This is a genomic window from Phenylobacterium zucineum HLK1, from assembly GCF_000017265.1.
Taxonomy (GTDB): domain Bacteria; phylum Pseudomonadota; class Alphaproteobacteria; order Caulobacterales; family Caulobacteraceae; genus Phenylobacterium; species Phenylobacterium zucineum.
In genome coordinates, this window is record NC_011144.1 from 2,586,652 (window position 1) to 2,607,772 (window position 21,121).

At 72.3% G+C, this 21,121-nt stretch carries 23 protein-coding genes and 1 pseudogene; 7 read left to right on the forward strand and 17 right to left on the reverse strand.

Annotation, left to right across the window (positions count from 1 at the left end; genetic code table 11):
• The 9 genes and pseudogenes from PHZ_RS12625 to PHZ_RS12665 all read right to left on the reverse strand — a co-directional run bounded on the left by PHZ_RS12625 (position 1) and on the right by PHZ_RS12665 (position 9,079).
• Complete coding sequence (locus PHZ_RS12625) at positions 1–513, reverse strand: hypothetical protein (protein ID WP_012522833.1); 513 nt, start codon at positions 511–513, stop codon at positions 1–3.
• A gap of 242 nt (positions 514–755) precedes the next feature.
• Positions 756–1,793: pseudogene (gene mreC / locus PHZ_RS12630) on the reverse strand (rod shape-determining protein MreC); the annotation flags it as partial.
• Between the two features lie 49 nt (positions 1,794–1,842).
• Positions 1,843–2,886, reverse strand: coding sequence for a rod shape-determining protein (locus tag PHZ_RS12635; protein ID WP_012522835.1), 1,044 nt, complete (start codon positions 2,884–2,886; stop codon positions 1,843–1,845).
• Positions 2,887–3,118: 232 nt separating this feature from the next.
• Positions 3,119–3,802, reverse strand: a complete 684-nt coding sequence (modB, locus tag PHZ_RS12640; RefSeq protein ID WP_012522836.1) for a molybdate ABC transporter permease subunit — start codon at positions 3,800–3,802, stop codon at positions 3,119–3,121.
• Entirely contained in the window at positions 3,799–4,542 is a 744-nt protein-coding gene (gene modA, locus PHZ_RS12645; protein ID WP_012522837.1) for a molybdate ABC transporter substrate-binding protein, read from the reverse strand. Before modA ends, modB begins: the two co-directional genes overlap by 4 nt.
• 1 nt (position 4,543) lies before the next feature.
• Positions 4,544–5,530, reverse strand: a complete 987-nt coding sequence (locus PHZ_RS12650; RefSeq protein WP_012522838.1) for a Kelch repeat-containing protein — start codon at positions 5,528–5,530, stop codon at positions 4,544–4,546.
• Positions 5,531–5,546: 16 nt separating this feature from the next.
• Entirely contained in the window at positions 5,547–6,428 is an 882-nt protein-coding gene (locus PHZ_RS12655) for a DMT family transporter (protein ID WP_012522839.1), read from the reverse strand.
• 35 nt (positions 6,429–6,463) lie between these two features.
• Positions 6,464–8,047 (reverse strand): 2-isopropylmalate synthase, encoded by a 1,584-nt coding sequence (locus PHZ_RS12660; RefSeq protein ID WP_012522840.1) that lies wholly within the window; start codon positions 8,045–8,047, stop codon positions 6,464–6,466.
• Between the two features lie 291 nt (positions 8,048–8,338).
• Positions 8,339–9,079: a TVP38/TMEM64 family protein gene (locus PHZ_RS12665; RefSeq protein WP_012522841.1), complete on the reverse strand. Its 741-nt coding sequence runs from the start codon at positions 9,077–9,079 to the stop codon at positions 8,339–8,341.
• A gap of 157 nt (positions 9,080–9,236) precedes the next feature.
• On the opposite strand from PHZ_RS12665, the gene PHZ_RS21730 reads away from it, so the two are divergent.
• A complete protein-coding gene (locus PHZ_RS21730; RefSeq protein WP_012522842.1) occupies positions 9,237–10,418 on the forward strand; it encodes a calcium-binding protein in 1,182 nt (393 codons plus the stop codon).
• Between the two features lie 36 nt (positions 10,419–10,454).
• On the opposite strand, the gene PHZ_RS12675 is transcribed toward PHZ_RS21730, so the two are convergent.
• On the reverse strand, positions 10,455–10,877 hold the full coding sequence (locus PHZ_RS12675) for a hypothetical protein (RefSeq protein ID WP_041373506.1): 423 nt from the start codon (positions 10,875–10,877) through the stop codon (positions 10,455–10,457).
• A gap of 118 nt (positions 10,878–10,995) precedes the next feature.
• Between PHZ_RS12675 and PHZ_RS12680 the strand changes: the two genes are divergently transcribed.
• The gene (locus PHZ_RS12680; RefSeq protein WP_012522843.1) at positions 10,996–12,198 is read left to right on the forward strand and encodes a pyridoxal phosphate-dependent aminotransferase; all 1,203 of its coding nucleotides are present in this window, start codon (positions 10,996–10,998) and stop codon (positions 12,196–12,198) included.
• Between the two features lie 3 nt (positions 12,199–12,201).
• Here the strand turns inward: PHZ_RS12680 and PHZ_RS12685 are convergent, their stop codons facing one another.
• A complete protein-coding gene (locus PHZ_RS12685) occupies positions 12,202–12,438 on the reverse strand; it encodes a DUF2171 domain-containing protein (protein ID WP_012522844.1) in 237 nt (78 codons plus the stop codon).
• 67 nt (positions 12,439–12,505) lie between these two features.
• Positions 12,506–14,110, reverse strand: coding sequence for a CHASE domain-containing protein (locus PHZ_RS12690; protein WP_187149076.1), 1,605 nt, complete (start codon positions 14,108–14,110; stop codon positions 12,506–12,508).
• A gap of 137 nt (positions 14,111–14,247) precedes the next feature.
• On the opposite strand from PHZ_RS12690, the gene PHZ_RS22175 reads away from it, so the two are divergent.
• The gene (locus PHZ_RS22175) at positions 14,248–14,424 is read left to right on the forward strand and encodes a DUF4169 family protein (RefSeq protein WP_083770932.1); all 177 of its coding nucleotides are present in this window, start codon (positions 14,248–14,250) and stop codon (positions 14,422–14,424) included.
• Here the strand turns inward: PHZ_RS22175 and PHZ_RS12695 are convergent.
• Positions 14,421–15,182 carry a Coq4 family protein gene (locus PHZ_RS12695; RefSeq protein ID WP_012522846.1) on the reverse strand — a complete coding sequence of 254 codons (762 nt, stop codon included), beginning with the start codon at positions 15,180–15,182 and terminating at the stop codon, positions 14,421–14,423. The two genes, PHZ_RS22175 and PHZ_RS12695, sit on opposite strands and share 4 nt — an antisense overlap.
• A gap of 100 nt (positions 15,183–15,282) precedes the next feature.
• On the opposite strand from PHZ_RS12695, the gene PHZ_RS12700 reads away from it, so the two are divergent.
• A complete protein-coding gene (locus PHZ_RS12700; RefSeq protein ID WP_012522847.1) occupies positions 15,283–15,495 on the forward strand; it encodes a ribbon-helix-helix domain-containing protein in 213 nt (70 codons plus the stop codon).
• 1 nt (position 15,496) lies between these two features.
• Here the strand turns inward: PHZ_RS12700 and PHZ_RS23125 are convergent, their stop codons facing one another.
• Positions 15,497–15,751 carry a hypothetical protein gene (locus PHZ_RS23125; RefSeq protein ID WP_041373508.1) on the reverse strand — a complete coding sequence of 85 codons (255 nt, stop codon included), beginning with the start codon at positions 15,749–15,751 and terminating at the stop codon, positions 15,497–15,499.
• A gap of 103 nt (positions 15,752–15,854) precedes the next feature.
• Here PHZ_RS23125 and PHZ_RS12710 point away from each other — a divergent pair, with 103 nt between their 5' ends.
• Positions 15,855–16,403 (forward strand): flavodoxin domain-containing protein, encoded by a 549-nt coding sequence (locus PHZ_RS12710; protein ID WP_041373509.1) that lies wholly within the window; start codon positions 15,855–15,857, stop codon positions 16,401–16,403.
• Here PHZ_RS12710 and PHZ_RS12715 read toward each other — a convergent pair.
• Positions 16,340–16,753, reverse strand: coding sequence for a DUF1801 domain-containing protein (locus tag PHZ_RS12715; RefSeq protein ID WP_049758233.1), 414 nt, complete (start codon positions 16,751–16,753; stop codon positions 16,340–16,342). The genes PHZ_RS12710 and PHZ_RS12715 overlap by 64 nt on opposite strands.
• 147 nt (positions 16,754–16,900) lie before the next feature.
• On the opposite strand from PHZ_RS12715, the gene PHZ_RS12720 reads away from it, so the two are divergent.
• Positions 16,901–17,968, forward strand: a complete 1,068-nt coding sequence (locus tag PHZ_RS12720) for a polysaccharide pyruvyl transferase family protein (protein ID WP_012522849.1) — start codon at positions 16,901–16,903, stop codon at positions 17,966–17,968.
• Complete coding sequence (locus PHZ_RS12725; RefSeq protein WP_012522850.1) at positions 17,955–19,349, forward strand: Coenzyme F420 hydrogenase/dehydrogenase, beta subunit C-terminal domain; 1,395 nt, start codon at positions 17,955–17,957, stop codon at positions 19,347–19,349. Before PHZ_RS12720 ends, PHZ_RS12725 begins: the two co-directional genes overlap by 14 nt.
• Here PHZ_RS12725 and PHZ_RS12730 read toward each other — a convergent pair.
• Together PHZ_RS12730 and PHZ_RS12735 are read right to left on the reverse strand one after the other, a co-directional pair.
• A complete protein-coding gene (locus tag PHZ_RS12730) occupies positions 19,346–20,074 on the reverse strand; it encodes a pseudouridine synthase (RefSeq protein ID WP_012522851.1) in 729 nt (242 codons plus the stop codon). The genes PHZ_RS12725 and PHZ_RS12730 overlap by 4 nt on opposite strands.
• Entirely contained in the window at positions 20,071–20,985 is a 915-nt protein-coding gene (locus PHZ_RS12735) for a class I SAM-dependent methyltransferase (RefSeq protein WP_012522852.1), read from the reverse strand. Before PHZ_RS12735 ends, PHZ_RS12730 begins: the two co-directional genes overlap by 4 nt.
• Between the last annotated feature and the right edge of the window lie 136 nt (positions 20,986–21,121).

A 21,121-nucleotide genomic window follows, 5' to 3' on the forward strand; every position in this document is an offset into this window, starting at 1 on the left:
CTAGCGGAACCTCACGTCGGCGTCCTCGAACCGCTCGATCAGGCGGTCGGCGAAGGGATAGAGGATGACTGTGGCGAGGAATTGCCAGAACACCGAGAGCGGGCTGGCCATCCCCTTGGCGTCCAGCATGGTGAAGAGATAGGCCGCGCTCATCGAGAGCGCGGTCAGCACGCCGTACCAGGCCCACATCATGCCCCGGCTCTGACCGGCCAGCATGGCGCGCCCGCCCAGGGCGACGCCGTAGGCGATCAGCAGGCAGACGGCCCACAGGCCCAGGGGACCTCCCCACAGCAGATCGAGGAAGAAGCCCATGAGGGCCACCCCGAACGGCGCCAGCACCGACGGCCGGATCACCGCCCAGGCGAAGGCCACCGGCAGGGCGAAGACCGGCTCGGGCAGGGCCAGGCCCCAGACGCGCAGCGGCAGGGCGAACAGCAGGGTGGCGCCCATCACCTGCAACATCGGCACGCCTAGCCAGCGCCACGGCTCGAGGGTCCGGGCGCCGCCGTTCATGGCCGGGCTCCGGACGGCGGTGGCGCGGACGTCTGCGGCGCCGGGGTTTTCGGAGCGGGGGTTTTCGGAGCCGGGGTCTTCGGAGCCGGCGTCTTGGGCGCGGGCGTCACAGCCGGCGGGGTCGCGGTCCCGCTGGTCTTCGGGGCCGCCGTCTTGGGCGCGGGCGTGGTCGCAGGGCTGCGGACCGCGGACGAGGTCTGCGCCGCCGCCCCGCCGTTGGCCTTCGGCGTCGGTGCGGCGGTCTTCGGAGCAGGCGTCGCGGGCGCTGGCGTGGCCGGGGCGGGCCGCGCGGCGGGCGGCGTGGCGGCGCGGGGCGCGGGCGGCGTTGCCGTGGCGGCGGGGGCCGCGGCCGTCGGCGGCGGAGGCAGCAGGGCGGGGCCGCCGGGGGTCGGCGGCGGGGGCGACGAGGGCTGGTCCAGCTCGGCCCGATTGGCCAGCACGGTGAAGTCCTCGAACAGCAGGATGCGAACGTAGTCGACCGGCGCGCGGTCCGAGGCCAGCACCACGCGCCAGCGGCCGTCCAGCCCCTTGACCGCCCGGCCGACCGGAAGGCCGCGCGGGAACATGCCGCCATCGCCCGAGGTCAGCACCCGGTCGCCGTCGCGGACAGGCTCCTGGCCCCGCAGGTACTCGAGCCTGGGATTCGGCCCGCCGTCGCCGGTCAGGATGGCCCGGGCGTTGGTGCGGTCGATCATCACCGGCGTGCGCGAGGCGACGTCGGTCAGGGTCAGCACGCGGCTGGCCCCGTCCGTCACCCCGATCACGCGGCCGACCAGGCCGTTCTCGCTCATCACCGGATGGCCGACCTTCACGCCCTTCTCACGGCCGGCGTTGGCGAGCCGCGTGTTGGCGAAGGGGCCGCGGCTGTCGGTGACGATGCGCGCCGCCACCATCGGGATCGGCGGGTCGGTCTGCAGGCCCAGGATGGCGCGGTAGCGCTCGTTGTCGTCCTTCAGCGCGATGGCGACGTCGCGCCACTGGCGCATCTCCTTCAGCTCGGCCTTCAGCCGGCGGTTCTCGGAGACGGCGAAGAAGTAGCCGCGCACGGCGTCGACGCCGGCGCCCGTCCAGCGCCCGGGCGCCGAGAGGGCGTCGCCCACCGGCTCCAGGGCCTTGTCGCTCATGGTGCGGGTGCGGCCGTAGGCGTCCGTCTCGAACGACTCCCGCCGGTCCGAGAGGAGGATCGCCAGCGCCGCGATGAGGACGACGAGGAACACGATCCCCGCCGTCCAGGTCAGCGGGACCTTCAGTTCGCCGAGCGGATTGTCCCTCAAGGACATCGAAAGCTACGCCCCCAAGCGGCCCCCGCCGCGCCCCATCCGGCGTATCTTACGCCAGCGTGGACTCCAGCACGCCCTTCATCCACTTCGGATGCTCGAGCACTTTGCCGCAGCCCAGGGCCACGCACGACAGCGGGTCGTCGGCCACGGTCACCGGCAGGCCGGTGTGGTCGCGGATCTCGGCGTCCAGGCCGCGCAGCAGGGCGCCGCCGCCGGTCAGCATGATCCCCTTGTCGGCGATGTCGGAGGCGAGCTCGGGCGGCGTGGCTTCCAGCGCCATCTTCACCGCGTCGACGATCTGGCCGACCGGCTCGGACAGGGCGTCCGAGGCCTGTTTCTCGGAGATGCGGACTTCGCGCGGCACGCCCTGCATCAGGTCGCGGCCCTTGACCTCGATCGACAGGCCCTCGCCGTCGGCCGGCGCCCGGGCGGTGCCGATCTCCTTCTTGATCCGCTCGGCGGTGGTCTCGCCGATCAGCAGGTTATGGTTGCGGCGCATGTAGCTGATGATCGCCTCGTCCATCTTGTCGCCGCCGACGCGGACCGAGCGCGAATAGACGATGCCCGAGAGCGACAGCACGGCCACCTCGGTGGTGCCGCCGCCGATGTCGACCACCATCGAGCCGGTGGGCTCGTGGATCGGCAGGCCGGCGCCGATCGCCGCGGCCATCGGCTCGTCGATCAGGCCCACGCGGCGCCCGCCGGCGTTGAGGCAGGAATCGTTGATCGCGCGGCGTTCCACGGCGGTGGCGCCCGACGGCACGCACACGATCACCTTCGGGTTCACGAAGCCCTTCCGGTTGTGAACCTTGCGGATGAAGTACTTGATCATCTCCTCGGCGACTTCGAAGTCGGCGATGACCCCGTCGCGCATCGGGCGGATGGCTTCCATGTGGCCCGGCGTCCGGCCCAGCATCTGCTTGGCCTCGATGCCCACGGCGTGGACGACCTTGCGCCCGCCGACGTTGCGAAGCGCGACCACCGAGGGCTCGTTGAGCACGATGCCCTTGCCCTTCATGTAGATCAGCGTGTTGGCGGTGCCGAGATCGATGGCGATGTCGTTCGAGATCGCGCCGAAGAGGGATGAGATCATGCAGGGCCCTGGTCGATGGGGGCTGGAGACGCGTTACGCCAGACGTCCGCGACGGCTCGACTGACACCTTAGACTGCGTCGAGTCGCTACGTTTTGTCTGGCGGCTTTAACCGTCCTCTGCCCTGCCCCTTTTGCCTTTTCAAGGCTTAAAGAGCGGTGTGCGCTTTCGCGTCGCGCGCGAATTTTCGGCCACGGGTTCGCCTTACCGGCGCCATGGTGGTGCGCCTCGGGCTCAACCCTCATCCGCGCCGGGCCGAGAGACCCGCCGATCCAGCAGCAGCAGCGACAGGATGACGGCGAATCCGAAGGCCACCAGCAGGGCCGAGACGGCGTGCGCCTTCTCCCACTCCAGGGCCTCCACCAGCCGGTAGATCTCGATGGAGACGACGTCGGTCTTGCCGGGAATGCCGCCGCCGATCATCAGCACCACCCCGAACTCGCCGACCGTGTGGGCGAAGCTGAGCACGGCCGCGACGAAGTAGCCGGGCGCCGCCAGCGGCAGGGCCACCCGCCGGAAGGTCTCCCACCCCGACGCGCCCAGGGTCGCGGCCGCGTCCAGGTTCTCCTGGCCGATGGCGCGGAAGGCGTTGCGCAGCGGCTGCACCGCGAACGGCAGGGAGTAGACCACCGAGCCGATCACCAGGCCGGTGAAGGTGAAGGCCAGGGTCCGTATCCCCAGCGCCTGCAGCGGCGCCATCAGGGGACTGTCCGGTCCCAGGGCGATCAGCAGGTAGAAGCCCAGCACCGTCGGCGGCAGGACGACCGGCAGGGCCACTACCGCCCCCACCGCCTCGCTCCACCAGGCGCGGCTGCGCGCCAGCCACCAGGCCAGCGGCGTGCCGATGACCAGGAGGACGAGCGTCGTCACGCCGGCCAGCTTCAGCGTCAGCCACAGGATGTCGGCGAGCGGGCTCAAGGGACCTCGTAGCCGTACGTGCGGACGACGGCGCGCGCCTCGTCGCTCTTCAGGAAGTCCGCGAACGCCCGGGCCGCCGGCTTGCGGGCGGCCGCCCTCAGCAGCACCGCCTGCTGGTCGATCGGCGCGTGCAGCCGCGCCGGGACCAGCCAGCGCGAGCCGCCCTTCTCGCTCACGACCTGCGACAGCGCCACGAACCCCAGCTCGGCCGCCCCCGTGCGGACGAACTGGTAGGCCTGGGTGATCGAGGCGCCCTGCACGATCCGCCCGCGCACCCGCTCGTGCAGGCCCAGGGCGCGCAGGGTCTCCATCGCCGCCCGGCCGTAGGGCGCGGCCGTCGAGTCGGCGATCGCCAGCTTCTCGAAGCCGCCGCGGGACAGCACCCGCCCCTCGGCGTCCACCCGCCCGGGATCGCGGCTCCACAGCACGAGCCGGCCGACGGCGTAGGTGAAGCGCGATCCGGGCGCGGCGAGGCCCGCCGCCTCCAGCCGCCGCGGCCGCTCGGCGTCGGCCGAGAGGAAGACGTCGAACGGCGCCCCGTTGGCGATCTGGGCGTAGAACTGGCCCGACGAGCCGAAGCTCAAGGTCGCCCTGTGTCCTGTCCGCTGCTCGAAGCGCCGGGCGATCTCTCGGGCGGGCTCGGCGAAGTTGGCGGCGACCGCCACGCGGACCTCTCCGGCGCGCGCGCAGGCGGGCGCGGCGAGCGCCGCCAGCAGGAGGAGGAGCCCCCGGCGCCGCACGTCAGACGTCCAGCGCCTCGACCACGGCCGTGACCTGGCCCCCGGATTCCTTCGCCCCGCCGCCGATGGCGTAGATCCGCCCGCCCAAGGCCACCCCGGCGAGGCCGTGGCGCGGCGTGCGCATGGCGGGCTCGGCGCGCCACGCGTCGGCCTTCGGATCGTACGACCAGCAGTCGGGGATCACGCCCGGACCGCCCTCGCCGCCGAAGACGTAGAGCCGTCCGCCCAGGGCCGCGCCGGCCAGGCCGCCGGCCGCGCGCGGCATCGGCGCCAGCGTCTCCCAGCGGTCGGACTTCGGATCGTAGCGGTCGAGCCGGGCCGAGTTGCCCTCGCCCACCCGCCGGCCGCCGGCCAGGTAGAAGAGGCCGTCGATCACCGCGCCGGTGGCGCTGTTGCGGGCCAGCGGACAGGGCGCAGCCGTCTCCCACCGGCCCGTTCGGACGTCGAGCACCTGGTGCAGGGCGATGTCGCCCTGGTCGCTCCAGTTGCGGTTCGCCTCGCCCTTCGGCGCCCGGCCGCTGGCGACGTGGATCCGCCCGCCGATCCCGACGGCCACCGTCTCGCACTGGATCTGCCGCATCGGCGCGATCGCCCGCCAGGCTTCCCCGTCCAGCACGAGCGCGTCGGTGATCCCGACCCAGCCGCCCTCCCCGGTCACGCGGTAGCCGCCCAGGGCGTAGGCTCGGCCGCCGACGCTCGCCAGCGCCGGATGGTGCCGCGGGAACGGCAGCCGGGGCCCCTCCGTCCAGCGGTCGGCCGCCGGGTCGTAGAGGCCGGTCCGGTCCTGGGGATTGATGCCGCCGCGCAGGCCCTGGACACCGGGCGCCATCCCGCCGGCGATCAGCGCCCGCCCGCGCCAGGCGGTCCCGTAGACCTCCTGCACCGGCCAGGGGACGTCGGCGCGCGGGCTCCAGCGCGACTCAGCCCGTGCAAGGGCCGGCGCGGCGGCGGCGAGGCCGGCGGCGATGAGGGTGCGGCGGTCGATCATCCCGCCATGAGACGCGTCAGCCCAGAACGGTCAAGGCCACGCCCGCGGTCGCCAGCCCCCCGCCCAGCCACTGGCGCGCGGAAATCCGCTCGCGGAACAGCCGCCGGCCCACCGCCGCGGCGATCGGCGTCTCGATCAGGGCCACGGCGCGCACCGGCCCCGCCGGGGCGAGCGCGAGCGCGCCGAACCAGCAGGCCGAGGCCGCCGAACCGAAGAAGCCGGCGCTCAGCGACTGCCGCCACGAGCCGACCACGGCGGCGAGCGCCTGCGGCCGCGTGACCGCCAGCAGGAAGGTCAGGGTCGCCGACTGCATGACCTGGGCGATCACCAGGGCCGCGGTGGCCGAATAGATCGGATGCGCCGGATCGAGCGCCAGGCCCGCCTGCCGGTAGCCGTTGAACGCCACCGCGAAACCCGCGCCGGCCGCCAGGCCCAGGAGCACCCCGGCCGCCGTCCCGCGCGCCGCCCCGGCCCTCGGCCAGGAGAGCGCCACGAGCCCCGCCGTCGCCAGGGCGATCCCCGCCCAGGCCCGCGCGCTGAGGACGTCCCCCAGCAGCCACCAGCCCGTCAGCGCCGCCAGCGGCAGGGACGACTGCTGCAGCACGGTGGCCACGGCGAACCCCGCCCTGTGCATGGCCATCAGCAGCGCGCCGGTCGCCGCCACCTGGCCGGCGGCCCCGAGGATCGCGGCCAGCCAGAACCGCAGCGAAGGGTCGGGGGCGGCGTCCCGCGTCGCGAGCGCCACCACGCCGAAGATGGCGATCGAGAACGGCAGGCCGAACAGGAAGCGCACCAGCGTCGCGCCCCAGGGGCCGGCGTCGCCGACCAGGCCGCGCTGGAACGCGTTGCGCGCCACCTGCAGCGGCGCGGCCGCCACGGTGAGGATGATCCAGAGCATCGGAGCGCCTCTCCCCGCGGGGGAGAGGAAGCCGCCTAGAACCCGCTGGCGACCCGCGCCTCGGGCGCGCTCTTCTCCTTGCGCGCGATGAGGTTGTTGAGCGCGTTGACGTAGGCCTTGGCCGAGGCGGTCAGGGTGTCGGTGTCGGCCGCCTGGCCGGTGGCGATCCGTCCGTCGTCCTCGAGCCGCACCGAGACCTGCGCCTGGGCGTCGGTCCCTTCCGTCACGGCGTGCACCTGGAACAGGCGCAGGATGGCGTCGTGCGGCACCACCGCATGGATGGCGTTGAACACCGCGTCGACCGGGCCGTCGCCGGTGGCGTTGGCGCTCTTCTCCTCGCCGTCGATGGTGACCGTCAGGAAGGCTTCCTGCGGCCCTTCGGTGCCGGCGATCACCCGCAGGTGCTTGACCTGGACCTTGTCGGCCGAGCTCGCCAGGGCGTCGTCCACCAGGGCGATGATGTCGTCGTCGAAGACGTGCTTCTTCTTGTCGGCCAGGTCCTTGAAGCGCTGGAACGCCTCGTTCAGGGCGTTCTGGCCCAGCTCGTAACCCAGGTCCTTCAGCTTCTCGCGGAAGGCGTGCCGGCCCGAGTGCTTGCCCATGACCAGGTTGGACTCCACCTGGCCCACGTCCTCGGGCTTCATGATCTCGTAGGTCTCGGCGTTCTTCAGCATCCCGTCCTGGTGGATGCCGCTCTCGTGGGCGAAGGCGTTCTTGCCGACGATCGCCTTGTTGAACTGCACGGGGAAGCCGGTGATGGCCGAGACGTAGCGGCTGGCGCGGGTGATGTGCTGGGTCTCGACGGCGGTGTGGAACGGCAGCTTGTCGCCCCGCACCTTCAGCGCCATCACGATCTCTTCCAGCGCCGCGTTGCCGGCCCGCTCGCCGATGCCGTTGACGGCGCACTCGATCTGGCGTGCGCCGCCCTGGACGCCGGCGATGGAGTTGGCGACCGCCAGCCCCAGGTCGTTGTGGCAGTGGGTGGAGAAGACGACCTTGTCCGCGCCGGGCACGTTCTCGATCACGTCGCGGAACATCTCGGCGTACTCGCTGGGGTACGAGTAGCCCACCGTGTCGGGCAGGTTGATCGTCGTGGCGCCCGCCTTGATCGCCGCCTCGACGCAGCGCAGCAGGAAGTCGCGCTCGGTACGGGTGGCGTCCTCGGCCGACCATTCCACGTCGCCGCACAGGTTGCGGGCGTGGCCGACCGAGCGGGTCACCATCTCCAGCACCTGCTCGGGCTCCATCTGCAGCTTCCACTTCATGTGGACCGGGCTGGTGGAGATGAACGTGTGGATGCGGCCGCGCTTGGCGCGCTTGATCGCCTCGGCGCAGCGATCGATGTCGGGGGCGCCGGCGCGGGCCAGGCCGCAGACGACGCTCTCGGTGACGACCTCGGAGATCTGGCGCACTGCCTCGAAGTCGCCGTTCGAGGCGATCGGGAAGCCGGCCTCGATCACGTCGACGCGCATATCCTCCAGGATCTTGGCGAGCTCCAGCTTCTCCTCCAGCGACATGGAGGCTCCGGGCGACTGCTCGCCGTCGCGCATGGTGGTGTCGAAGATGATGACGCGGTCGCGCTCGGCCTGAGCGGCGGTCTTGGATACGTCGGCGGTCATGTCGGGAGGCTCTTCGCGAGGATTTCGGTTTCGGGCGGGGGATCGGAAAGCCCCTGAGCGCCCGGCCGCGAAGATGCGCGTGCCTAGAGAGGCGCCCAGGGGCGGCTAAGCCCCAGCGAAAGAAGAAGCAGGCTGTTCGCTTGCGTGCGCATTGGGGCTGCATCTACCGAAACGCGCGCTCCAGGGCAAGCATCTTGCGTCTCGGGGCGACAATTTGGTTACGGGCGCAACTTTATGCCCGAAAGTTGTTTACAGGCGCAAAAGACCGCTCCGCTCCCGCCTCCGCCGTGGTCACCCCTGCTCGTCCGGCGGGGTCCCCGAGGCCGCCACCGCCGCCTCGCGGGCCTTCAGCCACTTGCGGGCGTACCAGCCGATCACCAGCCACAGGACGGCGATCCCGACCAGCAGGGCCAGGTGTCCCGCCCCGCCCTGCCCCCGCATCACCTGCACCACCGAATTGCCGGCGAAGGCGGTCAGCGCGATCTTGGGCACGATGCCGAGCGCCGTCCCGGCCGCGAAATCCCGCGCCCGCATCGGCGTCACGCCCGCCGCCATGTTGACGACGATGAACGGGGCCGAGGGCACCAGGCGCACGATCAGGCTGGCCAGGAAGCCGTTGCGGCCGACCAGCTCCATGAACTGGCGCAGCCCCTCGCCGGAGAACGTCGCCAGGGTGCGGGCCCCGGCCGCCCGGCCCAGGTAGAAGCCGATCACGGCCGAGACCATCGTGCCGATCCAGGAGTAGGCGAAGCCCGCCCAGGCGCCGAACACCACCACCGCCGCGGCGATCAGCATGAACTGCGGCACGCCCACGAAGGCGAGGCCCGCGAAGGCCAGCACGGCCACCGGCAGGGCCCAGGCGCCGTGGGCGGCGCCCAGCCATCGCTCCACAGCCGCCTCGCCGCCGAAGCCCAGCACCTGGGCCCCGAAGACGAAGACGAGGCCGACGCCGCCGAACAGCACGAACGAGACCGCCAGCGCCCGCCAGGCCTTGGCGTCCATGTCCGAGAGGAACCTGAAGAGGCGGCGCATCGGCCCTGAGGTCGCCCATGCCGCCCGCGCGGTCAAGCAACGCGGCCCCAACCCGGCCCTCCGCCTCGCCGAACATCGTTTCTCGTAAGTTGCGTTTTTACGCAACATGCGTCATCTAGGCCGTAGAGGGGCGATCGCCCAGGAGACACCGACCTTGATGGAATATGCGTTCGAGACGATCACGGCCGAGCAGGCGGCGGGCGTCCAGCTCGGCGACACGCTGACGTTCAACGGCGGGCCGGCCAGCGCCGTCTCCGTCGTCTACCAGTCCTACGAGCCCCTGGCCCTGACGCCGGAAGTTCCCAGCATCCTCGTCACCTTCGCCGGGCGGACCGTGAAGTTCGGCGTCGGCCTGACCCAGCTCTCCGACGCGGGCGCCATCGTGATGGCCGACGGCTCCAAGCTGTTCGTGGGCGACGCGGGCGACGAGCGGACCTCGGGCTCCGACCTGGGCGACGGCCTCTACGGCGGCCCCGGCCACGACGTCCTGGCGGGCTTGGGGGGCGACGACCTGATCCACGGCGGAAGCGGCGACGACCAGCTCGCCGGCGGCGCGGGCTACGACGTGATCTACGGCGGCCAGGGCGACGACGTGATCTACGGCGGCTCCACCGCGGCGGGAGAGCCCGGCGAGGCGGGCAACTTCGCCCACGGCAACCTCGGCGACGACCACGTGGTCGGCGGCGGCGGCGACGACTGGCTCTACGGCGGCCAGGGGGCCGACTTCATTGCCGGCCTGGATGGCGACGACTACCTCAGCGGCGACCTGGGCGACGACGAACTGCACGGCGGCCTCGGCGACGACAGCCTGGTCGGCGGCGGCGGGAACGACACCCTGCAGGGCGGCTTCGGGGCGGACCGCTTCGGCGGCGGCGCCGGCGACGACCTGCTGGTCGCCCAGGGTCCGGAGGGCGCCTGGATGCGGGGCGACGAGGGGAACGACACCCTCGTCACGGCCACCGCGGGCCGCGACACGCTCTACGGCGGCGAGGGGCGCGACCGGTTCGAGTTCGTGGCCAGGACCCCGCCGGGCGAAGGCGTCGATGCGGTCATCATGGACTGGGAGGCCCACGATACCCTGAACTTCGCGGACGTCAGCATCCTGTCCTCCTCGATCCTGCCGACCTCGTATTCGGAGTTCACGGCCGACAGCTACGAGCAGGCCCTCGCCATCGCCAACCAGCACATCTCGGCGGCGGGCGCGAAGTACGTGGCCGCGCAGGTGGGGGATTCCGTGGTCGTCTTCGTCGATGCGGGCGACCCGGCCGACGGGGCGGACTCGGCCGTCCTGCTGGTCGGCCGCACCCTGGCCGACATCGGCCTGGAGAACTTCGTCTAGCCCGGATCGCCTAGCCCGGATCGTTAGCCCGGATCGCTAGCCCGGGCAGCGCATCAGGGTGATGGGGCCCGCCCAGGGGCCGCCGCTGACGGTCATGCTCTGCGGCGGCGCCGGGTCGGTCATGGCCAGCGTGATCTCGCTCGAGGTCTCCTCGCCCTCGGCGGCGCAGGTCGCGTCGATCCGGTAGCCGCTGGCGGTGGCCGTCACCGACCGGAAGGCGCAGCTCACCTCGCCCGCGGTCGAGACGCCGTCCGTCCGGAACAGCCAGGCGCCGTCGGCGCACAGGCCGGGCTCGGCGGCCCAGCGGCCGACGAACGATGCTGGCCGGAACGCGGGCTCGGCGCCGGGCGCGGCAGCGGGCTCGGCGTCCTCCACCACGGCGGTCGTTTCGGGCGGGCCGGCCGCGCGCTCGCACGCGCCGAGCGCCAGCAGCGGGATCAGGAGAAGGGCGGATCGCATCCTGCGCCAACGGCCAAGCCGCAGGCCACGTTCCGCCAGGTGGCTGTTTGCGTGCGCTGCAGCATGGTCTAAACCCGCCGGCAATCTCGCACCCTCCGTAGAAGCCGGGAGATCCCGTATGTCGCTCGAATCCGCCGCGCTCGCCCGCGTGAAGCCGTCCGCCACCCTGGCGGCCGATGCGAAAGCGCGCGAGCTGAAGGCGCAAGGCCGCAACGTCATCAGCCTGGCCGCGGGCGAGCCCGACTTCGACACCCCGGAGAACATCAAGGAAGCCGCGATCAAGGCGATCCGCGAGGGCAAGACCAAGTACACCAACGTCGACGGCATCCCCGAACTGAAGGAAGCCATCTGCGCCAAGTTCCAGCGCGAGAACGGCCTGACCTACAAGCCCAGCCAGATCAACGTCTCGCCGGGCGGCAAGCCGGTGATCTGGAACGCCTTCCTGGCCACGCTCAACCCCGGCGACGAGGTGATCGTGCCCACCCCCTACTGGGTCAGCTACTGGGACATCGTGCTGCTGGCCGGCGGGAGGCCCGTGGCCGCGCCGACCTCGGCCGACACCGGCTTCAAGCTGACCGGCAAGGACCTGGCCTCGAAGATCACGCCGAAGACCCGCTGGGTCATCCTGAACTCGCCGTCCAACCCGTCGGGCGCGGCCTACACCAAGGCCGAGCTGCGCGAACTGGCCGACGTGCTGCTGCAGCATCCGCACGTCTGGATCCTGACCGACGACATGTACGAGCACCTGGTGTTCGGCGACTTCGAGTTCTTCACCATCGCCCAGGTGGAGCCGAAGCTCTACGAGCGCACCCTGACCATGAACGGGGTCAGCAAGGCCTACGCCATGACCGGCTGGCGGATCGGCTACGCCGGCGGGCCCGAGCCGCTGATCAAGGCCATGGCCAAGGTCATGAGCCAGACCACCTCGAACCCCTCCTCCATCTCGCAGTGGGCCGCCGTCGAGGCGCTGAACGGCCCTCAGGACTTCATCAAGCCGAACGCCAAGCTGTTCGAGCAGCGCCGCGACCTCGTCGTTTCGATGCTGAACCAGGCGAACGGCATCCGCTGTCCGACGCCGGAGGGCGCGTTCTACGTCTATCCGTCGGTCGAGGGCCTGATCGGCAAGACCGCCCCGTCAGGCAAGGTCATCGGAAACGACCAGGACTTCGCGGTCGAGCTGCTCGAATCCGAGGGCGTCTCGGTGGTGTTCGGCGCCGCCTTCGGCCTCTCGCCGCACTTCCGGATCAGCTACGCGACCTCGAACGCCGTGCTCGAGGACGCCTGCAGCCGCATCCAGCGGTTCTGCGCCAACGTGAAATAGCGGCTACATCTTCGTGCGCCAGGCGGCCTTCGCGGCCGCCTTGGTGCGGTTGAGACAGACCGTGTCCTCCTCGACGCGGTCCACCCAGCTCATCGGGATCATGTGGTGCTTGAGCCCGGCGGCCAGGTCGAGCTTGGTCAGCTCGATCTCGTCGCCGACCACGTGGTCGACCCGCCCGACGTGTCCGCCGTCCGAGCCCACCACCTCCATGTGCTGGACGATCTCGGAAGGTTGAACCATGCGCTCGCTCCATTTCCCTTGCGCCGCCCTGTCGGCAGGGCTGCAACGGGCGTGAGCGAAGGCGGTTTCAGGCCGCCTCGGCGGGGGCCCTGAGCGGAAACTCCAGCACGCAGACGAGCCCCGAGGAGCGGAAGTCCATCTCGACCTCGCCCTCCAGCTGCTGCTTCAGCCCCTGGGTGATCAGGCGGGTGCCAAAGCCGCGCCGCCGCGGCGCCTCGGCGACCGGCGGCCCGCCGATCTCCCGCCAGGTAAGCCGGACGCGCCGCGCCTCGGCCCGCCCGATCACCTGCCAGGCGACGGCCACCTGCCCCTCCGGCCGGCTCAGCGCGCCGTACTTGGCCGCGTTGGTGGCCAGCTCGTGCAGGGCCATGCCCACGGCCAGCGAGGCGGCTGGCGGCAGCGAGACCGGCCCGCCGTCGATCCGCACCCGCCCCTCGCCGTGGGGGGACAGCTCCTGCCGGACGATCTCCCGCAGGTCCGCGCCCCGCCAGTGGGCGCGGGTCAGGAGGTTGTGGGTGTGGCTGAGCGCCAGCAGCCGGGCCTCGAAGGTCTCGCGCGTCTCCGCGGCCGAGCGACCCTCGCGCAGGCTCTGGGCGGCGATCGACTGGACGGTCGCCAGGGTGTTCTTCACCCGGTGGTTCAGCTCGGCCACCAGCAGCTCTCGCTCGTGCTCGGCCTCCCGCCGGGCCGCGATCTCGTCCTCGGCCGTCAGGCGCGCCCGCACCTGCCGCCAGGTCGCGAAGGCCACCAGGCCCGTCGCCAGCATGCCGCCGACGAAGAAGACGAACGCCAGGCCGCGGGTGGAGCCCTCCTCCAGGCCCGGCGCTGCGGCGTAGACGATCCGCCAGCGCCGCCCGCCGATCTCGAGGTCGCGGCTCGCCGTGAACCGCGCGGGATCGGGCGCCCGGCCGGTCGAGGCGTGCAGCAGGTTCTCGGGCGCGACCGTCTCGTCGTAGACGAACATCCGGACGCGGGGATTGGGCTGGTCGCCGAAGATGCCGCGCAGCAGGTCGTCCGCCCGGAACGGGGCGTAGACGAAGCCGATCAGCTGGGCCCGCCGCTGCGCGACCGTCTCGGGCACGCCCCCGTCGCGATAGACCGGGTGGTAGATCAGGAAGCCGGCCTGCTTGTCCCGATCGATCTCCTGGACCAGCTCCACCTTGCCCGACATCGCCCCGCGGCCGGTGTCCCGGGCGGCGGCCATGGCGGCCCGGCGCACCGCGTTGGAATACATGTCGTAGCCCAGGGCCGCGCGGTTGCGCCGGTCCAAGGGCTCCAGGAACAGGATGGCGTGGACTTCCGGCCGCGGGTGGGAGGGATGGATCTCCAGGCCGGGCACGCCGTGGCGCGCCAGCATCGCCGCGGTTTCGGGGCCCGCCAGGCCCGGCAGCTTGGCGCTGAACCCCAGCCCCTGGATGCCCGGATAGACCTGCGGCAGGTCCAGCCGCTCGGCGTAGGCGCGGAACTCCTCGCGCGTCACCGCCCCGCCGGGGCGGGCGGCGAACAGCCCGGTCCCGCCGCGAAGGGCGGCCGTATAGGTCTGCAGCCGGGCCGCCACCGCCGCGTGCGCCTGTGCGACGGCGTTGTTGAAGCGCTCGCGGTCCTTGGCCTCGGCGACCCGCTGGACCTGCAGGCCGGCCGCCAGGCTGGCGATGAGGCCGATGACCAACACCAGGACCGGAAGGCTGCGGGGAAGACCCAGCCATGCCGCAAGACGGCTATTCTCCACGCCCTCAGGCAACGCCGCTCCCGTCTGGCTTCCCGAACCCTGCTCGCATAGCTTCAACGCCGATGGCGGAGGATGGAGCCATGGCCGATCTCATCAACCTGAACAAGGCCCGCAAGGCGCGCGAGCGCGCCGCGGCGAAGGACAAGGCCGCCGAGAACCGGGTCCGGTTCGGGCGCACCAAGGGAGAGAGGGCGGTCTCCAGGCTGGAAGCCGAGCGCGCCCGCCGCGATATCGAGGGGAAGAAGCGCGAGGACTAGCGCTGGGGCACGGCCTCGTCGCGGAATTCCGGCGGGATGGAATCGTAGATCGTGGGCGGGGTGATGTTCAGCCGCCGGCGGGCCGCGTCCAGCGGCTCGGCCAGCAGCCGGCCGTAGTCCTCGCCCAGCAGCCATTTGGCGGCCTTGCCCCGCTGGTAGCCCTGCCAGATGGCCTTCACGTAGGGATACTGCCTGTTCTCCCGCGCCCGGCTCGCCGCCCCGAAGGCGATCAGCGCCCAGCCGAGCCCCTTGGTCTGGGCGTAGGAGAAGGCCACCAGGCACGCCTCGCCCAGGCCGTCGCGGCCGTAGCCCGACAGGATGTGCCATATGTCGTGGACGTCGCGGGTGCGCCGGCCGAACCAGGCGTAGGGGTGCGGCTCGTCGATCGCCTCGGCGCCTTCGCGGCTCACCATGGCCAGGCCTTCGGCCGAGAGGTTCTCCGCGCGGATGAAGTCGCGATAGGCGGCGCCGACGCTGCCCTCGGGCAGGCTGTCCAGCCAGGCGTCGTCCATCAGCCGCTGGGCGAACTCCTCGCGCTCGTAGGCGATCCGTCCGCCCTCCGGGGTCGCGAGCAGCCGCTGGTAGCCCTTGGCGGTCGAGGCGCCGTTCAGGGCGCGCATGATCTCGAACACCTGGCGGGTGTCTTCCTTGTCGCGCAGCAGGCGGCGCAGCGAGCGCAGCGCGTGGCCCCAGTCCATCTTGGTGGAGCTCGCCCGCCCAGCGGGGCGGAAGTCGGCGGTGTCGGCGGCCATGGCCATCGTAGGGTCGATATTCCAGCTTCGTTACGAAACAGAAAATGACGCCCCCGTCATCTTTATGCAAGGGGACATGAGGCGCCAAGGTTTGTAGACTTGCGACATGGGGGCGCTGAAGAAACGTTCGGTCCTGCTGTCCGGCCACGCGACCTCGATCGCGCTCGAGCCCGAGTTCTGGGCGGTGCTGGACGAGATGGCCCGTGCGCGCGGGGTCAGCCTCGCCGCCCTCATCGTCGGGATCGACCGGGCCCGGGCCGGCCGCCCCCTCGCCTCCGCCTGCCGCCTGGCGGCGCTCGACTACGCCCTCCGGCGCTGAATCACTGGCTCGTCGGAGCCGGCGTCCCCTCCATCACGCCGCCCGGCGTGGCGGGCGCATCGCCCTGGGCTGGAGCCGGCGGCATGACCGAGGGCCCCTGCTCGGCCATCGGCGTGGCCCCGCCGCCGGGCGTGCGGTCGGTCCCGCCCCGCTGGACCATGGCGATCACCAGCCAGGCCACCAGCAGCGCCAGCACGATCCACACGAGCGGCGGGACGCCTCCCTTGCGCTTGGGCGTGGAGCTCTGGTCGGTCATGGGGTCGTTTCCTTCTGAAGCCGCCGGGGTAACGAGCCCTGGCCGCCGCAGTTCCGGGAGCCGCGGCGCGGCTTTTGGAGTTAGGCTGATCGCGGAGGTCCCGATGCGCGTCCTGATCGTCTACGGCACCACCGAAGGCCACACCCGCGAGCTGTGCAACTACGCGGCGACCCGCCTGCGTGAGCAGGGCCGCCGCGTGACGACGGAGGCGGCCGGTCCCGACGCTGGCCACCCCGACCCGGCGCCCTACGACGCCGTGCTGCTCGCCGCCTCGCTGCACGTCGGCCGCTACCAGGCCCCGCTGGTCGCCTACGCCCAGCGCCACCACGAGCGGCTGAACGCCATGCCCAGCGCCTTCCTTTCGGTGTCGCTGTCGGCCGCCGGTGAGAGTCCGGACGACTGGGCCGGGCTGGACGAGTGCCTGGCCACCTTCAAGGCCGAGACCGGCTGGACCCCGCGAGAGGTCCACCAGGCGGCGGGCGCGATCCGGTACAGCCAGTACGACTTCTTCAAACGCCTGGCTCTGCAGGGCATCGCCCGCAAACGGGGGATGAAGACCGTCCGCTCCCACGACTACGACCTGACCGACTACGAGGCGCTCGGCGCCTTCGTGAGCCGGTTCGTCGCCGCCGCCGCGGCCCCGGCCGGCTGAGCGCGCTCGCGCGCCGTCCGCAGAAGCTGCTCCAGCGCGGCCCAGTCGATCACCGCTGACTTGCGGAAACGCAGACAGCCCTTGCCCCGCCCACCGCCCGTTCGCGCGGCGGCGGGGGTCTGCAGCACGCCCGGATCGGCGAAGTAGAGGGAGAGATACTGCCGCTGCTCGGCGAAGCCGAACGCCGGCCGTCCGGCGCGAACGAAGGTGGGGCGGCCCCAGGTCATGGTTTCCTCATGGTCCGGAAGCAGCCGGCGCGCGAGGTCGCGCAGGCGCGCCAGGTCCCCGGCGCGTTCCGGCGAGGCTTCGGCCAGATAGGCGTCGACCGTTGGGGCCTTGGACTGGACCATGGTCGCTCCCGCGGCATGGGCCGCCCGGCCTCAACGCTCGCCGCTCCCGGCGGGTCCATTCGGCAAGGACCGGAACCGGCGCGTCAGGCGGGCCTTTAATCCAGACCGCGCCCTGCGGCCCCCTACCCCGATCCGACGGTCCGTCTCATGACACACGCGCAGAAGGTCGGCGTGCTCACCTTCCATCGCTGCATCAACTACGGCTCCTACTGGCAGGCGCGGTGCTCTGTGGAAGGGCTGCGGGCCCGCGGTCTGGAAGCGGTGCTGCTGGACCATCAGTCCCCGCGGGTGAACCGCGCCGAGTGGCGCTGCGCGCTGCAGCCGCTGCTGCCGGCGCGCGCGACGGCCACGGACCGCGCCCGCTATGCGGCCAAGGCCAGGAAGTTCTTCGAGGCCTTCGACCGCCTGCCGCTCTCCCGTCCGTTCGACCTGGACGATCCGGCGGACATGGAGTCCGTCGACGTGGCCGTCGTCGGCAGCGACGAGGTGTGGAACTTCCGCCACCCCTGGTACGCGGGCTATCCGCTGTTCTTCGGCGACGGATTGAAGGCGCGGCGCGTCGTCTCCTACGCGGCGAGCTTCGGCTCCCATGGCGCGGACGACGCCCTCGAAGCCTCCTGGGCCGAGCGGCTGCGCCGCTTCGACGCCCTGGCGGTTCGCGACGAGACCTCCCGCATCCTGGTGCGCGAGGCGCTGGGACGCGATCCGGCCCTGGTGCTCGATCCGTGCCTGCAGTTCGCCGACGTCTGCCGGCGGCCGGCCCGGACCCCGCCACGCGACGTCGTGGTCTACGGCCACAGCTTCCCGGCCACGTTCGGGAGCCGGGTGCGGGACTGGGCCGAAGGCGCGGGCCTGCGCCTCGTCAGCCTGGGCTATCGCAACGACTTCGCCCACGAGCAGCGCCTCGACGCCGGGCCCGAGGATTTCGCCCGGGCCATGGGCGGGGCTCTTGCGGTGGTCACCAACTTCTTCCACGGCTGCGTCTTCGCACTGGCGAACGCGCGCCCGTTCGTCTGCATTCCCAGCGCCTACCGGTCGAACAAGGTGCTGAACCTGACCCGGGCCGTGGACGCCGAGGACCGGCTGGTGGACGAGGATCCTGCGCCGTCCGCACTGGACGCCCTGCTGTCGGCGCCGCTGGCCCCGCGGGTGGTGGCCGCCATCGACCACATGCGGCGCCGCTCGGACGCCTACCTCGACCATGCGCTCGCCTGACGCCGGCCTGAGCCCCAGAGAGGTCGTCGCCGCCGGCCTCTGCATCGGCTGCGGCGGCTGCGCGGCAGGCGGACGGACGGCTGGGGCCCGGGTCGGCTTCGACCGCTTCGGACGGCTGCGTCCGGAGGGCCCGAAGGCCTGGCTCGGCCGGCGCAGCGAGGTCTTCGCCCGCACCTGCCCGTCCTCGCCCGCGGCCCGCGACGAGGACGCCCTGGCGCTGGAGCTCTACCCGGACGCGCCCTTCGCCGATCCCTGCATCGGCCGCTTCCGGGCCGCCTACGTCGGGGCGGCGGCCGAGGGCGATTTCCGGGCCGCCGGCAGCTCGGGGGGCATGGTCACCTGGACCGCGGCCGAGCTGATGCGGCGCGGGCTGATCGACGGCGTTGCGCACGTGAAGCCCGCCCCCTCGCCACGCGGACAGGCGCCGTTCTTCCGCTACGGGGTCTCGCGCAGCGAGGCCGAGCTGCGGGCGGGCGCCAAGTCCCGCTACTACCCGATCGAGATGTCGGGCGTGCTGGACGAGATCCGCCGCACGCCCGGCCGCTACGCCGTGGTCGGGGTGCCCTGCTTCATCAAGGCGGTGCGGCTGCTCTGCCGCGAGGACCCCGTCCTGCGCGAGCGCGTCGCCTTCACCCTCGGCCTGTTCTGCGGCCACATGAAGAGCGCCCGGCTGGTCGAGAGCTTCGCCTGGCAGCTCGGGACGCAGGTCGAGGCGGTGGAGGCCGTGGATTTCCGCGCCAAGGATCCCGGCCGACCGGCCAACTGGTACACTGCACATCTGCGCCTGAAGGACGGCTCGGAGCGCCGGCAGGACTGGTGGCATCTGGCCGACGGGGACTGGGGCGCCGGCTTCTTCCAGTATCCCGCCTGCGACTTCTGCGACGACGTCACCGCCGAGACGGCCGACATCAGCTTCGGCGACGCCTGGGTGGAGCCCTATTCCTCCGACGGCCGCGGCACGAACGTGGTGGTGGTCCGGTCATCGGCGCTGGCGGCGATCCTGGCCCAGGGGATCGAGGAGGGCCGGCTCGACCTTTCGCCCGTGGACGCCGACTTCGTGCATGGGACCCAGGCGGCGGGGTTCCGCCAGCGGCGGGAGGGGCTGTCGCTCAGGCTTGCGGGCCGTCGGCGCGGCCTGACGCCCCGCAAGCGGGTCCCGGCGCGGGCGCCGTCGCTCACCTGGCGCCGACGCGCGGTCTACCGCCTGCGCCAAGCCATCGCCGCGGGCAGTCACCGCGTGTTCTGGGCCGCGCAGCGGCTGCGCTGGCCGGGCCTCTACACGCGCTGGGCCAGGGCGAGCCTGGCCGTCTACCAGGGCCTCGCCTGGTCGCACGGCCGCGTGGGCCGGATCGTGGACCGGCTGGACGGCAAGCGCGCCTAGGCGAAGATCGCCGCCAGGTCCTCGGCCCCCATCAGCCGATAGCGACCGGGGGCCAGGTCGGCAGGAAGGTCCAGGCCGCCGATGCGGTCCCGGTGCAGCGCCTCCACATGGTTGCCGACGGCGGCGAACATCCGGCGCACCTGGTGGTAGCGACCCTCGGTGATGGTCAGCCGCGCCAGGGTCGGCGACAGGGGCTCCAGCACCGCCGGCGCCAGCGGCTTGTCTTCGCCCTCCAGCATCAGCTCGCCCGCGGCGAAGATGGCCCCCTCGTCGCCGCGCAGCGGCCGGGCCAGGGTGGCCACGTAGCGCTTGGCGACGTGCCGCCTGGGCGAAATGATCCGGTGCAGCAGGTCGCCGTCGTCGGTCAGCAGCAGCAGGCCGGACGTCTCCTTGTCCAGCCGGCCCACCGTGGAGAGCGGCGGCTCGCGCATCCGCCAGCGCGACGGCAGGAGGCTATAGACCAGCTCGCCCGTCTCCTTGTGCGAGCACGTCACGCCCGTGGGCTTGTGCAGCATCAGCGCCATGCCGGGCAGCGGATCCAGCGGCCGTCCGTCCACTTGCATCCGCGCCGGCAGATCCGGGGTCAGCGCGATCCGCGTGTCGGCCTTGGGCACGGGCGCGCCGTCCAGGGTGATGGCCCCGGCGCGGGCCAGCGCCTGCACCTCCCGGCGCGAGCCATAGCCCATGTTGGCCAGCAGCTTGTCGAGGCGGACCGAGCCGCTCATTTCCGCGCCTCGTACACCTTGAAGCCTCCACCTTCGGCCTTCAGCGCGGCCTTGCCGAACAGGTCGCCCAGGACGCCCTCGTACGGCAGGTGCCGGTTGGCCACCAGCCACAGGACGCCGCCCTTGCGGAGCACGGCGTGGGCGCGGCGGATGAACGCCTGGCCCAGCGCCTTGTCCTCAGCGCCTGCGTCATGGAACGGCGGGTTCATCACCACGAAATCGAGCCCGGCGAGCTCCGGGCCGGTGCGGGCGTCCCGCCAGTGGAAGCCGGCGCGCGAATCCTGGACGTTGCGCCGGGCGCAGTCCACCGCCCGACGGTCGAGGTCCACCAGCGCAAGCTCGGTCACCTGCGGACTGGCCAGGACGGCGTGGGACAGGATGCCGAGCCCGCAGCCCAGGTCGGCGCCGCGTCCCGCCAGCGGCGGGAGCGCCTGGATGAGCAGGACGCTGCCGGGGTCGGGGCGATCCCAGCTGAACACCCCGGGCTGCGTCCACAGGCCGAGGCTCTCCGAGAACCGCGGCCGTCCCGCCTCGATCGCCGCCTCCAGGCCGGCGGGCGCGTCCGGCCGGCGGGTCTGGCAGATGCGCTGGTGGCGCTGGCCTGTCTCGTGGACCTCGCAGCCGAACGCCTTCAGCTCCTTGCCGAGGCGCGAGCCGCCCTTCTCCTTGGGCGCGAGAGCGGTGAGCCGCCCGCCCGGCGCCAGCGCCCGCAGGGCCAGGGCCAGGACGTAGCGACGCTCGATCGTCCCGGGCGGGGCGGCGACCGTCACGCTCTCCAGGCTGGCCGGCGCGATGTCCTCCAGGGCCGCCGAGCCGGGGATCAGCGGGGAGACCTGCACCGCGCCGGCCGGCGCAGGCGCGAGCTCCGGCGGCGGCAGGCCATAGACGGCGGAGACCGGAGACGGGCTCAAGCGGCGGCAACTCCCTGACCGCGCGACGCTGGCGGCCGGAGGGCGATACCGGGCGGGGCGGCGCACGTCCAGCGGCGGGAACGCAGCGCGAACACCGGGGTGCCCTGGCGCGCCCGGCGTGCTAAGGGCTCCCGGA

Bases quoted from the DNA above. Each gene is read 5' to 3' on its own strand.
- PHZ_RS12635 (WP_012522835.1), bottom strand. From the start codon at position 2,886: ATGATCTCATCCCTCTTCGGCGCGATCTCGAACGACATCGCCATCGAT.
- PHZ_RS12665 (WP_012522841.1), bottom strand. From the start codon at position 9,079: ATGCGCCGCCTCTTCAGGTTCCTCTCGGACATGGACGCCAAGGCCTGG.
- PHZ_RS12725 (WP_012522850.1), top strand. From the start codon at position 17,955: ATGCGCTCGCCTGACGCCGGCCTGAGCCCCAGAGAGGTCGTCGCCGCC.
- PHZ_RS21730 (WP_012522842.1), top strand. From the start codon at position 9,237: ATGGAATATGCGTTCGAGACGATCACGGCCGAGCAGGCGGCGGGCGTC.
- PHZ_RS12700 (WP_012522847.1), top strand. From the start codon at position 15,283: ATGGGGGCGCTGAAGAAACGTTCGGTCCTGCTGTCCGGCCACGCGACC.
- PHZ_RS12715 (WP_049758233.1), bottom strand. From the start codon at position 16,753: ATGGTCCAGTCCAAGGCCCCAACGGTCGACGCCTATCTGGCCGAAGCC.
- PHZ_RS12720 (WP_012522849.1), top strand. From the start codon at position 16,901: ATGACACACGCGCAGAAGGTCGGCGTGCTCACCTTCCATCGCTGCATC.
- PHZ_RS12680 (WP_012522843.1), top strand. From the start codon at position 10,996: ATGTCGCTCGAATCCGCCGCGCTCGCCCGCGTGAAGCCGTCCGCCACC.
- PHZ_RS12695 (WP_012522846.1), bottom strand. From the start codon at position 15,182: ATGGCCATGGCCGCCGACACCGCCGACTTCCGCCCCGCTGGGCGGGCG.
- PHZ_RS12660 (WP_012522840.1), bottom strand. From the start codon at position 8,047: ATGACCGCCGACGTATCCAAGACCGCCGCTCAGGCCGAGCGCGACCGC.
- PHZ_RS23125 (WP_041373508.1), bottom strand. From the start codon at position 15,751: ATGACCGACCAGAGCTCCACGCCCAAGCGCAAGGGAGGCGTCCCGCCG.
- PHZ_RS12625 (WP_012522833.1), bottom strand. From the start codon at position 513: ATGAACGGCGGCGCCCGGACCCTCGAGCCGTGGCGCTGGCTAGGCGTG.
- PHZ_RS12675 (WP_041373506.1), bottom strand. From the start codon at position 10,877: ATGCGATCCGCCCTTCTCCTGATCCCGCTGCTGGCGCTCGGCGCGTGC.
- PHZ_RS12730 (WP_012522851.1), bottom strand. From the start codon at position 20,074: ATGAGCGGCTCGGTCCGCCTCGACAAGCTGCTGGCCAACATGGGCTAT.
- PHZ_RS12685 (WP_012522844.1), bottom strand. From the start codon at position 12,438: ATGGTTCAACCTTCCGAGATCGTCCAGCACATGGAGGTGGTGGGCTCG.
- PHZ_RS12650 (WP_012522838.1), bottom strand. From the start codon at position 5,530: ATGATCGACCGCCGCACCCTCATCGCCGCCGGCCTCGCCGCCGCCGCG.
- PHZ_RS22175 (WP_083770932.1), top strand. From the start codon at position 14,248: ATGGCCGATCTCATCAACCTGAACAAGGCCCGCAAGGCGCGCGAGCGC.
- PHZ_RS12655 (WP_012522839.1), bottom strand. From the start codon at position 6,428: ATGCTCTGGATCATCCTCACCGTGGCGGCCGCGCCGCTGCAGGTGGCG.
- PHZ_RS12710 (WP_041373509.1), top strand. From the start codon at position 15,855: ATGCGCGTCCTGATCGTCTACGGCACCACCGAAGGCCACACCCGCGAG.